This is a genomic window from Enterobacter cloacae complex sp. P38RS (genome assembly GCF_014930775.1).
Lineage (GTDB): Bacteria > Pseudomonadota > Gammaproteobacteria > Enterobacterales > Enterobacteriaceae > Enterobacter > Enterobacter bugandensis.
Map to the genome: position 1 here is coordinate 76,044 of NZ_JADBRS010000006.1, position 14,150 is coordinate 90,193.

Annotated in this window: 10 protein-coding genes; 3 read left to right on the forward strand and 7 right to left on the reverse strand. The window is 57.2% G+C overall.

All coding sequences use genetic code 11. The annotated features are described in order from the left end of the window. The first annotated feature begins 1 nt into the window (after position 1). Both IM303_RS10380 and IM303_RS10385 read left to right on the forward strand, forming a co-directional pair. The gene (locus IM303_RS10380) at positions 2 to 1,138 is read left to right on the forward strand and encodes a lactonase family protein (protein WP_193359878.1); all 1,137 of its coding nucleotides are present in this window, start codon (positions 2 to 4) and stop codon (positions 1,136 to 1,138) included. Between the two features lie 19 nt (positions 1,139 to 1,157). Beyond that, positions 1,158 to 3,068 carry a transcription antiterminator gene (locus IM303_RS10385; RefSeq protein ID WP_048999489.1) on the forward strand — a complete coding sequence of 637 codons (1,911 nt, stop codon included), beginning with the start codon at positions 1,158 to 1,160 and terminating at the stop codon, positions 3,066 to 3,068. 31 nt (positions 3,069 to 3,099) lie between these two features. On the opposite strand, the gene nrdG is transcribed toward IM303_RS10385, so the two are convergent. From nrdG to IM303_RS10410, 5 genes are all read right to left on the reverse strand, one after another. Continuing rightward, a complete protein-coding gene (gene nrdG, locus IM303_RS10390) occupies positions 3,100 to 3,564 on the reverse strand; it encodes an anaerobic ribonucleoside-triphosphate reductase-activating protein (protein ID WP_048999490.1) in 465 nt (154 codons plus the stop codon). Positions 3,565 to 3,649: 85 nt separating this feature from the next. Then, positions 3,650 to 5,788: an anaerobic ribonucleoside-triphosphate reductase gene (gene nrdD, locus IM303_RS10395; protein ID WP_048960133.1), complete on the reverse strand. Its 2,139-nt coding sequence runs from the start codon at positions 5,786 to 5,788 to the stop codon at positions 3,650 to 3,652. Between the two features lie 369 nt (positions 5,789 to 6,157). Further along, complete coding sequence (locus tag IM303_RS10400; protein WP_126326224.1) at positions 6,158 to 6,730, reverse strand: PTS sugar transporter subunit IIA; 573 nt, start codon at positions 6,728 to 6,730, stop codon at positions 6,158 to 6,160. Between the two features lies 1 nt (position 6,731). Beyond that, positions 6,732 to 9,329, reverse strand: a complete 2,598-nt coding sequence (locus IM303_RS10405; RefSeq protein ID WP_193359879.1) for a glycoside hydrolase family 38 C-terminal domain-containing protein — start codon at positions 9,327 to 9,329, stop codon at positions 6,732 to 6,734. A gap of 10 nt (positions 9,330 to 9,339) precedes the next feature. Then, on the reverse strand, positions 9,340 to 10,737 hold the full coding sequence (locus tag IM303_RS10410; protein ID WP_193359880.1) for a PTS fructose transporter subunit IIC: 1,398 nt from the start codon (positions 10,735 to 10,737) through the stop codon (positions 9,340 to 9,342). A gap of 179 nt (positions 10,738 to 10,916) precedes the next feature. Between IM303_RS10410 and IM303_RS10415 the strand changes: the two genes are divergently transcribed. Continuing rightward, on the forward strand, positions 10,917 to 11,576 hold the full coding sequence (locus IM303_RS10415) for a MurR/RpiR family transcriptional regulator (protein ID WP_041911449.1): 660 nt from the start codon (positions 10,917 to 10,919) through the stop codon (positions 11,574 to 11,576). Positions 11,577 to 11,584: 8 nt separating this feature from the next. On the opposite strand, the gene IM303_RS10420 is transcribed toward IM303_RS10415, so the two are convergent. Together IM303_RS10420 and treC are read right to left on the reverse strand one after the other, a co-directional pair. Then, positions 11,585 to 12,331 carry an oligogalacturonate-specific porin KdgM family protein gene (locus IM303_RS10420; protein WP_028015309.1) on the reverse strand — a complete coding sequence of 249 codons (747 nt, stop codon included), beginning with the start codon at positions 12,329 to 12,331 and terminating at the stop codon, positions 11,585 to 11,587. 136 nt (positions 12,332 to 12,467) lie between these two features. Further along, positions 12,468 to 14,123, reverse strand: a complete 1,656-nt coding sequence (gene treC / locus IM303_RS10425) for an alpha,alpha-phosphotrehalase (protein WP_193359881.1) — start codon at positions 14,121 to 14,123, stop codon at positions 12,468 to 12,470. Positions 14,124 to 14,150: the final 27 nt, after the last annotated feature.

Genomic DNA, 14,150 nt, shown 5'->3' on the forward strand with positions numbered 1-14,150 from the left:
CATGCACACCCGTAACCTGCTTGTCGCTTCACTCTCAATGCTCGCCACCGCCGCCATCGCCCAGACGCAATACGCCTGGGTGGGCACCTATAATCCGAACGGTGAAGGGCTGTACCGTTTTACCGTCGACCCGCAAACCGGCGCGCTGGACGATAAAACGCTGGTGAGCAAACTGCCGAACGCGGCGCAGTTGACCCTTTCGCAAGACGGTAAAACGCTGTATCTGGCAAGCGAAGTGGAGCAGGGCGTGGTGCAGGCGCTGCGCGTCGGCGATAACGGTGAGCTGAGCGAACTGAATCAGGTGTCCTCCGGTGGCGCCGGGCCGGTGTATCTTTCGCTAACGCCAAACGGCAAGCATCTGCTGGTGGCGAACTACGTCAGCGGATCGATTGCCGTTTTGCCCGTCAACGCGGACGGCAGCCTGGGTGACGCGACGGACAGACATCAGGACCAGGGCGAACCGGGCGCGGCGAAGCCGGAAGCGGCTGTCGAAGGTAGCTTTGCCATCAGCGATCACAACGGCCCGCATGCGCACATGATCGCCGCCGATCCGAGTGGGAAGTACGTTTTTTCCACCGATCTTGGGCTGGATCGTATCTATCAGTACCGCTTTGACGATCGAACCGGAAAGCTAACGCCGAACGATCCGCCGTTTATCAGCGCCTCCTCAAAAGGCGCCGGTCCGCGCCACTTCGTCTTTACGCCGAAAGGCGATGCCCTGTGGCTGATTAACGAAGAGGCCTCTACGCTCACCCATTATGCGCTGGACAGCAACGGCAGGCTGAAAGAGGGCAAAACGGTCTCTGCCCTGCCGGACGGTTACAAAGGCACCAGTTTTGCTGCCGGGCTGGCGCTAAGCGCCGATGGTAAACAGCTGTATGTGGCGAACCGTTTGCATAACAGCATCGGGCACTTTACCGTAACAGCGGAGGGCACGCTGACGCATCAGGAGGATGTCTGGACGCGCGGCGACTACCCGCGCACCCTGACGCTCGATAAGCAGGGCCGCTGGCTGTACGTCATGAACCAGCGCAGCGACAACATTACCCGTTTCCGCGTGGCGCCGGACGGCAAGCTGAGCGCCGAGCCAGACTATACCCCGGTCGGCAGCCCATCCCAGATGGTCATTTCACCCTGAGCAGTAAGAGGACAACGACGTGCGATTTCCGAACCAACGTTTAGCGCAACTTTTCGATCTGTTGCAAAACGAGACGCTGCCGCAGGACGAGCTGGCGCAGCGGCTGTCGGTCTCCACGCGAACCGTCCGCGCAGATATCACCGCCCTGAACGCGCTGCTGGCGAGCCACGGCGCGCAGTTTATTCTGAGCCGGGGTAACGGCTACCAGCTTAAAATTGACGATGCCGAGCGCTATCAGCAGCTGCAGGCATCGCACCCGCGTGCACTGCGTATTCCCCGAACGGGACCGGAGCGCGTGCACTATCTGGTGGTGCGTTTCCTGACGTCGGCGTTTTCACTTAAGCTTGAAGATCTGGCCGACGAGTGGTTTGTCAGCCGCGCCACCTTGCAGAGCGACATGGTGGAAGTGCGCGAGTGGTTCCAGCGCTATAACCTGACGCTGGAAACCCGCCCGCGCCACGGCATGAAGCTGTTTGGCAGCGAGATGTCGGTCCGCGCCTGCCTGACCGATCTTCTGTGGGAGCTGGCGCAGCAGGACAGCCTTAACCCGCTGGTGACGGAGGTCGCGCTCAACGCTGGGGTACCGGAGCAGATGGTGGTCGTGCTTCACGACGCGCTCACCCGCCATCACATTCGTCTGACCGACGAAGGCGAACTGTTCCTGCGCCTGTACTGCGCGGTGTCGGTGCGGCGCATCAGCGAGGGGTATCCGCTGCCGGAATTCCACGCGGAAGACGTGGAAGAGAACGTGCGCGAGGCGGCGAAGGATATCGCGGTGGCCATTCAGGAGCTGGCGGGCAAGGCGCTTGCGCCATCGGAAGAGAGCTGGCTGTGCGTCCACATCGCGGCGCGGCAGATTCAGGAGATTGCCCCCAGCGCGATTAACGCCGACGACGACGAAGCGCTGGTCAACTATATCCTGCGCTACATCAACACCCACTATAACTACAACCTGCTCAGCGACGCGCAGCTGCACGCCGATCTGCTCACGCACATCAAAACCATGATCACCCGCGTGCGCTATCAAATCATGATCCCCAATCCGCTGCTGGACAACATCAAGCAGCACTATCCGATGGCGTGGGATATGACCCTCGCGGCGGTGTCGAGCTGGGGGAAATACACGCCATATGCGATCAGCGAAAACGAGATTGGTTTTCTGGTGCTGCACATCGGCGTGGGGCTGGAGCGCCACTATAACATCGGCTACCAGCGCCAGCCGCGCGTGCTGCTGGTGTGCGACGCCGGTAATGCGATGGTGCGCATGATCGAGGCGGTGCTCCAGCGCAAATACCCGCAGATCGAGGTGACGCGCACGCTCACTCTGCGCGAGTACGAGCTGGCGGATGCCATCGGTGAAGACTTTGTCATCTCCACCGCCCGCGTGAGTGAAAAATCTAAACCGGTGGTGACGATCGCCCCGTTCCCGACCGATTATCAGTTAGAGCAGATCGGCAAGCTGGTGCTGGTGGACCGCACCCGCCCGTGGATGCTGGAGAAATATTTCGACGCGGCCCATTTCCGCATTCTCGACAAGCCTGTTGACCAGCAAACGCTGTTCCGCGAGCTGTGTGAACAGCTTGAGGCCGAAGGCTTTGTCGGCGCGGAGTTTCTGGATTCGGTCGTTGAGCGTGAAGCTATCGTCAGCACCATGCTCGGCGACGGTATCGCGCTGCCGCACTCCCTCGGCCTGCTGGCACAGAAAACGGTGGTCTATACGGTGCTGGCTCCGCAGGGTATTCAGTGGGGGGATGAAACGGCGCACGTCATCTTCCTGCTCGCCATCAGCAAAAGCGAGTACGAAGAGGCGATGGCGATTTACGACATCTTCGTCACTTTCCTGCGAGAACGCGCGATGACGCGCCTGTGCCAGTGCGAGGATTTTGCGGCGTTTAAGGCTGAGGCGATGGAGAGTTTGAGCCGGTTTTGAGGCCAGGCGGATAGAGATTATCCGCCTTCATTCACCGCAAATGATGCACAACCTGGTTGCTGCTGCCGCGCCAGATCAGGGCCGGGTCTTTTAAATCCTGCACGAACTTGCCGTCCACCAGCACGTTAATTAAATCCACAACTTCCTTCTGAGCTGCATTCAGCTCATCCAGCTTATATCCCGTCCAGACCCAGATATCTTTTCCCGCGCACTCGCGGCGGATGCGCTTCACCAGCTTCAGGATCTCCGGCACGTTTTGCGGATGGAGCGGATCGCCGCCGGAGAGCGAAATCCCCTGGCGTTTGATGCGCGTGTCGTTCAGGTCGTTGATGATGCGGTCTTCCATTTCAGCGGTAAACGGCATGCCGGAATTTACGCGCCAGGTGCTTTTGTTGTAGCAGCCGGGGCACTCATGTACGCAACCTGAAACGAACAGGGTGCAGCGGGTGCCGGGGCCGTTGACGATGTCGACGGGGTAGTACTGATGGTAGTTCATAGCGGTTAACCAAGCCGGGTACAGTGTGAGTGCGGATTGTAGGCCCGGTAAGCGTAGCGCCACCGGGCATAAATGTGGCAGTGGCTCAACCGATCTGCCCATTCCCCAGATGTTTCACCCGGCGCTTCACCTCTTCCTGCTTGCCGGCGTTAAACGGACGGGCATCCGGGCTGCCGAGATAGCCGCACACGCGGCGGGTCACGGACACGCGGGCCGCATCGTGGTTGCCGCATTTCGGGCAGGTAAAGCCTTTACTGGTGCACTCGAACTCACCGGTAAAGCCACACTCGTAGCATTCGTCGATTGGCGTATTGGTCCCGTAATACGGCACGTGCTGATAGCTATAATCCCACACGTCTTCCAGCGCCTTCAGGTTGTGCTGGATGTTCGGGTACTCGCCGTAGCAGATGAAGCCGCCGCTGGCGATGGGCGGATAGGCCGCTTCGAAGTCGATCTTGTCGTACGGGTTTACCTTTTTCTCCACGTCGAGGTGGAAGCTGTTGGTGTAGTACCCTTTGTCGGTCACGCCTTCCACAATCCCGAACTCGGCGGTGTCCAGACGGCAGAAGCGGTCGCACAGGTTCTCGCTCGGCGTACTGTAGAGGCTAAACCCGTAGCCAGTTTCCTCTTTCCACTGGTCAACCGCGTCGCGCAGGCGCTGGACAATCGCAATGCCTTTTTCGCGCAGGGCCGCGCTGTCGTACATATGCGCGTCGCCAGACAGGGCGTTGATGGTTTCGTGGATGCCGATATAGCCCAGCGAAATCGACGCGCGGCCGTTTTTGAAGATCTCGGACACGTCATCGTCCGCCTTCAGGCGCACGCCGCAGGCCCCTTCCATATAGAGGATGGGCGCCACGCGGGCTTTCACCCCTTCAAGGCGTGCGATACGGGTCATCAGCGCCTTACGCGCCAGCTGCAGTCGTTCATCCAGCAGTTTCCAGAATTCAGCTTCATTGCCTTTGGCCTCCAGCGCGATGCGCGGCAGGTTCAGGCTGATGACGCCCAGGTTGTTACGCCCGTCGTGGATCTGCTCGCCGTTTTCATCCTCGTACACCCCGAGGAAGCTGCGGCAGCCCATAGGCGTTTTAAACGAACCGGTGACTTTTACCACCTGGTCATAGTTCAGGATGTCCGGGTACATGCGCTTGCTCGCGCACTCCAGCGCCAGCTGTTTGATGTCGTAGTTCGGATCGCCAAACTTGTGGTTCAGGCCGTCGCGGATGGCGAACACCAGTTTCGGGAACACCGCGGTTTTGCGGTTCTTGCCGAGGCCGGAAATACGGTTGCGCAGAATGGACTGCTGGATCAGGCGTGATTCCCAGCTGGTGCCCAGGCCAAAACCGAAGGTCACAAACGGCGTCTGCCCGTTGGCGGTGTGCAGCGTGTTCACTTCATATTCCAGCGACTGGAACGCGTCGTAGCACTCTTTTTCGGTACGGGAGCGCGCATAGCCGTCCGCGTCCGGGATCTGCCACTCTTCGGCAGTTTTCCGATGCTTGTTGAAGCTCGCCGTCACGAACGGGGCCAGCACTTCGTCAATACGGTTAATGGTGGTCCCGCCATAAATGTGGCTCGCCACCTGAGCGATGATCTGTGCCGTTACCGCTGTCGCCGTGGAGATCGACTTAGGCGGTTCAATCTCGGCGTTACCCATTTTAAAGCCCTGGGTCAGCATGCCTTTCAGGTCGATCAGCATGCAGTTGAACATCGGGAAGAACGGCGAGTAATCGAGGTCGTGATAGTGGATCTCGCCGCGCTCGTGTGCCGAGACCACGTCGCGCGGCAGCAGATGCTGGCGGGCATAGTGTTTGGCGACGATACCGGCCAGCAGATCGCGCTGGGTCGGAATCACTTTGCTGTCTTTGTTGGCGTTTTCATTGAGCAGGGCAGAGTTGGTCTGCTCCACCAGGCCACGGATCTCCTGATTCAGGCGACCGCGCTTCTCACGCTGCACGTCGCGATCGTGGCGATACTCAATGTAGGCGCGGGCTAACTGTTTGTAGGGGCCTGCCATCAGCTGGTTTTCAACCGCGGTCTGGATCTCGTTGATATCGACCTGGCTGCGTTCAGTCATCTGGCTGCTAACGACTTCTGCGACGGTGGCGCAGTAATCTGCGTCATCGACTCCCGCTGCTTTAGCTGCACGCAGAATGGCTTCCTGGATGCGCTCTGATTTAAACGGCACTTTACAGCCATCACGTTTCATCACATGCGGTGTCATGATCACTCCATTTTTAAAAACAGGTTATCCACAGAGGTGGAGAAGTATTCACCGGACGTATTCCCCGCCAGGCCAAAGACTTCCCCCGTTCCCAGCTCGTGTTATCCACAATTCCGGCCAGCGTAAGCGCCGTCTTGTTGTTGGAATAGTAGACGATTAATACAAGATATTGGGTCGGCGTGCATTTTAAGTTCTACATATAGTGATTTGCATCAAACAAGTTTGCGATTTATTTGACGCAGAACAAAGTAAAAAGACGAGAGTACAAACGGCGGGCGCTGGAGCAATTGTAAATACGTGCAGGAAAAATCTGATTAATTATTCAACAAAAACAAGCGCTCAACGCGGTACGTGCTGAGCGCCGTTCGGTTAACTCACCGCGCAGGCCCAGCTCAATCCTGCCTGTAAAAAGGCTGCGGTAGCGATACTGCCCAGTATCACCGGAATGAGAAGGGAGCGGTCAGGGGCCGCATCCTGTTTTTGAGGTTCTTCAGCACTCAGGGCGTACATCGCCTCTTCCCGGGTGCGCGCCGCCAGAAGCTGCGCGCGCACTCGATCTTCTGTCAATAAACTGGTCAGCGTCGTCAGCAGTTGCATATGGGTACTGCCTGCTTCCGCGGGCGGAATGGCGAGCAGGAAAACCATTCTGACCTCTTCATCACCGTCCAGCCCCGGCCAGCGTATCGGGTCGTCAAAGAGTGCCAGACAAAACGCCGCCTGCTGCACCGCCTCGGTTTTACCGTGCGGAACGGCGAGCGCTTCACCCAGCGCGGTAGGGCCTTCGCTTTCGCGCTGTAATACGCTCTGGATGAATGTTTCTTCATCGCAGATGATTTTTCGCCTGGCGAGCGGTTCGGCGAGCCAGCGGATCAGCGCTTCAGGCGTACGGTGCGGCGGGTTGATAAAAACCAGATCGGGGTGCGTCAATGCAAGCAAGTTCATATTAAGCCTCCATCAAAAAATCGCAGGTTGCGAAAGGGGGGATTGCCGTTACCGGCGGCACAGGCTCTTCCAGATAGTTGATCTGACATAGCCCCACCAGACTTTCCGGGACGGGAACCGGCTGCGTCCCGGCGTTAAACACGCGGACGACGGTCCCATTCGACCGTTGCGCATGGGGCAGGGCAGAAAGGACTAGCGGCTCCGGCAGAGTCAATAATGAGAATTCTGCCGGAAGCTGATGCTCGGGCAGACGCAACGCAAAGCGTTCAAGTCGGTGATCGAGCGTATGTAGCGTTTGCCGCTGATAGGTGAAAGGCTGTCCCGCAGCCTGGTTTTCCAGCTGGCGAAGCGTGAGATGATCGGCGCTGTCGGCCAGCGCGACGGTAAACGTGAAGCGCAACGGTTTCAGTAACTGGGCGTCGGGGGTCTCAACCACCGTATTATTAATGCCGGACGCACGTCCCGGTCGCCAGTCGAGATCGTTGCGCCCGAGCACGCCCGTCGCTTTAAACAACGTCAGGGCAATCGTCGCGGGTTCGCTGCCGATAATCTGAAATTCCTTCATACCGCGACTATTCACCACCAGCGCTTTGCCCACTTCCGCGACAGCAATAATGCCTTCGGTGGTTTCGATATCCACGGGCATCTCGCGATAGCGCTCCTGCCAGTTTTCACTCTCACACCCCGTATCGCGCTGGATTATCGCGAAGGGCTGGGAGGCGATAGCGTGACGGGTGCGAATATCGCTGCCGATCAGTAAACGTAGCCGGTGATCGCAGTGGCTGTTTTCCAGCGAAGCCTCGACGTACAGGTTCGGATCGTCTTCGCGTAATGTGCACTCCAGACGAATGGATAACGGCGTTCGGGCAGTATCCTGGCGTCCGGCGAGATCTGGCGGAAGATACAGGGTGGCTTCAACGATCAGCTTTTCGACAAGCGGCGTTTTCAGGCAGCCGACGAGCGTGAAATGGTCGCATCGCGTCGGCGTATCGCCCGCAAGCGGTGAGAAATCGTAGCTGTCGCCGGCATCCGCACAGTCTTCAAGGGTAAAGAACGAGGGGATGCATCTGCCGCTGCGTTTGTCGTGCAGGGTTAGCGTTCCGTCGTCCAGCGTTAATCGATACTGTGCATTCTCTATCTCGCTGCCCGTTGTCTGTTCAGGCTGCCGGAAAGGCGCCGGGTCATCTTCAACGTTAACGCTGAGATAGCCGACCGGCGGCAGAACCGGTGTTTTCACAGCAACGTGCCAGCGGTAATAAGGGGGAAGGGGCGTTTCACACTCGCCTTCGGCGTTAAGGGAGATCGCCGTTCCGCCGGGCAACACGTCTCTTTTCAGGACGTCGAAGGGGATGGCCTGCCCCTGATACATCAGGGCGATATTTTCAGCGCGGCTATAGAGAGTGGTTTTCACCACGCGCTGCGTTTGCGTGCCCAGCGGGTTAAAAATCAGCAGATCGCCTTCCCGAGCGCAGGCGGCGGCCAGGGTTTTCACCACCAGATTCCACAGGCTGTGGCACAGCTGTTCGGTTTGCTCCAGTCGATGCAGAATATCGCGGTTGGTGGCATCGCTGTTACAGCCGCCGATGGAGTCATGAGCATGGCTTCGCAACAGCTTCTTCCAGAGCGTATCGACCACCGAGAGGTTGACCGGCAGCCCCTGATGACGCGCCATGGCGATTGTCGGCTCCAGCTGCCGCAGGATGAACTGCTCAACTGCATCATTTTTCTTTTTAATGTCGTAGCGCACGGAGCCGATCGTTTTATGGATGCGGGTGTAGCGCGGCGATTTCAGCTCTCCTTCCCAGAATTCAAACTGCTCACGCTGCGCGCGCAGAATGTCGACGTAGCGCTCCAGCGAACTGATGACGTAACGGTCTTCATCCGGGGAGCGTGCGCTGGCGACCTGCAGGATTTTCGGCAGCGCCGGGTCGATGCTGACCTGATCGCCGCCGCAGGGTAGCAGCAGGTCATTTATTCCGGCCCGCGAGCGCAGAAGATTGACCATCGGGAAGATTTTTCCCTGCAAATGGCTCGCGTCTGAAGAGATGTTTTTAGCCGCGCCATAACCGAGCGCCATCGCGCAGGCGATAACGGTCGCCCCTGACGGCGCGCGCCAGAGGAACTGGCTGCTTTTCGCCTGTCTGTCGTGATCGATGCCGCGCCAGAAGACGATGTTGTCGATATTGCAGCCCTGTAAAATTGTGGGCATCTGCGCATTGTGGCCGAAGGTATCCGGAAGATACCCAACCTGCATGGCGTGCCCCAGCTTACGGGCAGAGAAGATGCCGTATTTGAGGTTGCGGATAATGGATTCGCCATGCACGTTGTAGGTATCCGTCTGGGTATACCACGGCCCCACAAAAATCCTTTTCGCTCTGACCAGCGTCTCCAGCCTGGTGCGATAATCGGGATTGATGGCGAGAAAGTCCTCTACCACCGCCATCTGTCCATCAAGGTGATAGCAGCTGTAAGCCGGGTCGTGCTCCAGCGTGTCGATGACGTCCGCAAAGTTATATGACGCCAGCACCATGCTGTCCTGACGGGTGAAATACCACTCTTGATCCCAGTGCGTATGGGCAATGACGTGGATCTGATTCATGACCTTCCCCTTAGCTGGCGTTCTTTGGGCTGACGTAAAGCACGCCCAGGGCGCAAATCAGTGCGCCAATAAAGACGCTCGCCAGGTAGCCCGCCACGTTGGTTGCCAGCGGCCAGCCCCAGATGGCCGGCAGCGGCAGCGTCTGCTTCACGCCGAGTGCAATGGCGACCAGCGCGCCGGCAACGGCACCGGTCATAAACACCGGGATCAGACGTGGGTTTTTCAGGATGAACGGGATCGCGCCTTCGGAGATCCCAATCACGCCCAACAGCAACGAGGTGCTGCCAACGGTTTTCTCTTCCCGGCTAAAAACATCCGGTAGTCCAAAGCGGCCGTTGAGGAACGCGGCAAAGCCGACGCCAATAGAGGGGATCACGATGGAGAGTTCGCGGGCGGTGAGATCAAACGTTTCGCTCATGCCATTCAGGCCGAGCGCGACTGAGCCTGCCGCCTTGTTGACCGGGCCGCCCAGGTCGAACGCGGTGCCTGCGGCGATCATCGCGGAATAGAATCCGCGCCCGGTGTCACCTGCCGAGGTAAAAAAGACCACCATCAGCTGGTTAAGCGAGCCGAAAATCGGGTTAATCAAATATTCCATGACCATCACCAGCGTAATGCCGGTGATAAGCGGGACGACCAGCATGGTCTTGATGGTCGTGAGCTGCTGGCGGACGTGAATGGAATCATTCAGCCAGCGCACCAGATAGCCCACAAAAAAGCCAATGCCGATCGCGCCGAAAAAGCCGGACGGCATAAAGCCTTCGATATCAAAGAAGCGCTTGTAGACCTCGTCTGACATGATGCCGCCGATAAGTCCGGGGATCAGCGCCGGTTTGCCGGCAATGGAAAACGCCAGATACATGGCGAAAACCGGATACATGAACTTAATGGTCATAAAGCCCACTTTATCCAGCACGCTGAACGGCGAATGGTCGATGTTAATAAACTGGCCGGTAATTTTGGCCGTTGCCATCATCAGCCCGCCCATGACCACCACCGGCAGCATATAGCTGATGGCCGCCATGATATGGCCAATAAAAATCTGGTAAGCCGAAGGCTGGAGTTCGTCTTCATGTACGACAGTCGTGACGTTTTTTTCCATGGCAAGCGCCTGACGCAGATAGCGATCGGTATGCTTGATCAGCTCTTGCGTGCGGGTCTGAAGGTGGGGAATGTTTTCAAAGCGCTCGGCATCCTGAATGGGGACGTCGGTTGCCAGAATAATGGCCGTGGCGGAGGCGATATCCTGCTTCGTTAAGCGGTTTTTAACGCCGTCGCTGCCCTGCGTTTCGACCTTAACCTCAATATTGTGCTCTCTAGCCCATGCAATAATTTTATTCGCCGCCATAAAGGTATGTGCAATGCCCGTCGGGCACGCCGTTACCGCGACAACTTTCTGTTTCGTCATTGTCATAATTCCCTGGATGTGAAAACAGGGAAAGTATAAAGAGAACCTAAAACAGTTTTTAACGTTTGCTAATACTAATTACGTATCGCGATACGCGTAAATGCAATGTGTGAAGCGCCTTCCAGAGACTATTTCTCTGTTGTGTTAATATCATGCTGGGATTAAACAGGGTGTAATATATGAATTCATTCCAGGGAAGTGAACGCTTGATATTTGAATACATTCAGCATCACGCGTGTAATATTTCTAATATTTCGGCAAAAGAGATTGCCCGTGATACCTTTACAACGACAACATCCGTTAATCGTGTGTGTAAAAAAATGGGGTATAAAAGCTATACCGAGCTTCGGTATCGTTTTTTACGCGATCATTTTACCCCGGCGCCTGCAGTGCCCGACGCGGGTCCGCAGGCGGACGACATTGTGGCGGAGGTGTCCAGGCTGCTCATCCATTCCAGCCATATCTATCTGTACGCACGCGGCGCCTCGCTTACCAGCCTTAACTACCTGTCGCGCTTTTTATCGCTGGCGAGCCTGCCGCATCTTATTTTGAATGACATGCACCAGCTGACACGGGTATCGAAGGGGACGCTGGTGCTGATCAGCAAATCCGGGGAGACACAGTCGCTGATAGAAATGGCGCGAAACGCGCTGCGCAAGGGCTTAAAGATTATTGCAATTACCCGTCAGGGGGCGACGCTGGCGTCGATCTCAACGCTATGCTGGCCGTTATCGATCGACATTAACGCGGTATCGCTGTATCAGCGGGAGGGCCAGCTTGAACTGTTAAGCGCCGTGGACCGTATCGGCTGCAGGCTGCTGCAGCACGATACGGTGTAGTCAGGCCGTCAGAGCTGCTTCACTATCCCCAGACGTACGGCATAATCATTTTCATGGTTGCCGTCATTGTTGATATAGGTTTTATCCAGTGACACCAGCTCGACGTAAGGCGTCCAGCCATCGTCGAGCTGGTAGTTGAACGCAACGGTATGCTCCCAGTAGGTATCATCCCCGGTTCCCTGATCGACATTATCCTGCCAGCGGAAGCGCGGGTTGTAGGACATACCGAATTTACCAATGTTGTACGCGAACCAAATGTCGAACTGGTGTGACTGACGGCGGGTATAGCCGCTGCCGTCGAGTTCTTTGTCGCTGTGCGCGTCATTGATGGTGTTATAACGGTAACGGGCAGAGAGGTTCAGACCGTTATCAAACGCTTTCCAGCCCTGAATGAAGGGGCGATAGTGGGTATTACTGGGGGTGAAAACCGTCACCATGCCAGGCGCAACGGCAAAGCCATTGCCCAGATTGAAGCGCCAGCGCGTTTCAATCTCCTGTGCAGCCTCCGTTAATCCTTTGTCATCGGGATTATTTCGGTCGGTATCACCAAAAAAGGTGTCGTTATGGTTTTGTGCGGCTTCAACGGAGAAGTAAAAACCGTTATCCGCCTGATGCATAACCTTAATACGAGAATCATTTACGTCAGAGCGCGTATTATGGCCAAAGCGAAGGTCGACGGACGTATTTCCGCACCATCCCTGTGTGCTCAATAATAATGCGCTAATACACGTTACTTTAATAATTGTCTTTTTCATCATGTCCTGCCGAGGTTATTTAATTGGCAGGGCTATTTTTATTTTCGGTACGCCGTGATGTAAAAGTTATCGTCGTACATTTAGCGTATCGCTAAACATAAAAAAAGGAGATACAGCATGCTGTATCTCCTGACGTTTATTCCTGCACCCACCAGATGGCTTCAAACGGGCGCAGTTGCAGCGTATCGGGACGAGAGGAGACGTCCTCATAGTTGCTGAGTGCGACCTGCCATGCGCTCTGGACCGGGTCCGGCTGCCACTGCTGGCGCTCTCGGCTCAGGTTCGCCACCACCATCAGCGTCTGGCCCTGCCACTGGCGGCGATAGCACCACAGGGAAGGGTGTTCCGGCAGGAGATCTTCATAATCTCCCCACGTCAGCACCGGGAGGGTTTTGCGCAGACGAATCAGCGACTGATAGGTGTAGAACACTGAATCCGGGTCGTCCAGCGCCGTACGGGCATTCACGGTTTCATAGTTATCGCAGACCCCAATCCACGGCTCGCCCTCGGTAAAGCCCGCATTGTGCGACGCGTCCCACTGCATTGGGGTTCGCCCGTTATCGCGGGATTTACTCGCCAGAATCGCCAGTAATTCATCCGGCTCACGGCCATTGGCCCGCAGTTCGGCGAACATGTTCAGGCTTTCCACGTCGCGGTAGTCGGTGATGCGGCTGAAGTGCGGGTTGGTCATGCCCAGCTCTTCACCTTGATAGATGTACGGCGTGCCCTGCATGCCGTGCAGCACCATACCGAGCATCTTCGCGGCGTGAACGCGGTATTCCCCTTCGTCACCGAAGCGCGACACGATGCGCGGCTGGTCGTGGTTACACCAGAACAGCGCGTTCCAGGCTTTGTTGTGCATGCCCTGCTGCCAGTGACGGAAGAGGGTTTTCAGCGCCACGAAGTCCGGCTTTGCCTTCGTCCACTTTTCGCCGCCGGGGTAGTCCACCTTCAGGTGGTGGAAGTTAAAGGTCATCGACAGCTCGCGCCCGTCGAGCGACGCGTACTGCTGGCAGTTCTCCAGCGAGGTTGACGACATCTCCCCCACCGTCATCAGGTTGCGCGGGGTGAAGACGTCGCGGCTCATCTCCTGAAGATATTCGTGGATGCGCGGCCCGTCAGTGTAGAAGCGGCGACCGTCGCCAATGGTGTCGTCCGGGAAATCCTGATCTTTAGAGATGAGGTTAATCACGTCCAGACGCAAGCCGTCCACGCCGCGATCGGCCCAGAACTCGCATACCTTTTTCAGCTCGGCGCGCACCGCCGGGTTTTCCCAGTTGAGGTCCGCCTGCTCTGGGGCGAACAGGTGCAGGTAATACTGCTCGCTCTCGGCGTGCCAGCGCCAGGCGTTGCCGCCAAACTTGGAGCGCCAGTTGTTGGGGAGCTGCTCCGGCGTGCCGTCGCGCCAGATGTAGAACTGGCGGTACGGGCTCTCTTTGTTCAGCGACTCGCGGAACCAGGCGTGCTGCGTGGAGGTATGGTTAAACACCATATCCAGCACGATGCGAATGCCGCGTTCGTGCGCTTCGGCAACCAGCTCGTCAAAGTCATCCAGCGTGCCGAAGGACGGGTCGATGGCGGTGTAATTCGCCACGTCGTAGCCGTTATCCACCTGCGGGGAAATATAAAACGGCGTCAGCCAGATGGCGTCGATGCCGAGGGTTTTCAGGTAATCCAGCCGCTGCGTCACGCCGCGCAGATCGCCGGTGCCGCTGCCGGTGGTGTCCTGAAAACTCTTTGGGTAAATCTGGTAGATGACGCCGTTCTGCCACCAGTGAGGAAGGGTATTCATAGTGCGTTCCTGCAAATGCGAAGGGGC

Excerpts from the sequence above, each read along its gene's own strand:
- IM303_RS10380 (WP_193359878.1), top strand. The coding sequence starts at position 2 with ATGCACACCCGTAACCTGCTTGTCGCTTCACTCTCAATGCTCGCCACC.
- nrdG (WP_048999490.1), bottom strand. The coding sequence starts at position 3,564 with ATGAACTACCATCAGTACTACCCCGTCGACATCGTCAACGGCCCCGGC.
- nrdD (WP_048960133.1), bottom strand. The coding sequence starts at position 5,788 with ATGACACCGCATGTGATGAAACGTGATGGCTGTAAAGTGCCGTTTAAA.
- IM303_RS10400 (WP_126326224.1), bottom strand. The coding sequence starts at position 6,730 with ATGAACTTGCTTGCATTGACGCACCCCGATCTGGTTTTTATCAACCCG.
- IM303_RS10405 (WP_193359879.1), bottom strand. The coding sequence starts at position 9,329 with ATGAATCAGATCCACGTCATTGCCCATACGCACTGGGATCAAGAGTGG.
- IM303_RS10410 (WP_193359880.1), bottom strand. The coding sequence starts at position 10,737 with ATGACGAAACAGAAAGTTGTCGCGGTAACGGCGTGCCCGACGGGCATT.
- IM303_RS10415 (WP_041911449.1), top strand. The coding sequence starts at position 10,917 with ATGAATTCATTCCAGGGAAGTGAACGCTTGATATTTGAATACATTCAG.
- IM303_RS10420 (WP_028015309.1), bottom strand. The coding sequence starts at position 12,331 with ATGAAAAAGACAATTATTAAAGTAACGTGTATTAGCGCATTATTATTG.
- treC (WP_193359881.1), bottom strand. The coding sequence starts at position 14,123 with ATGAATACCCTTCCTCACTGGTGGCAGAACGGCGTCATCTACCAGATT.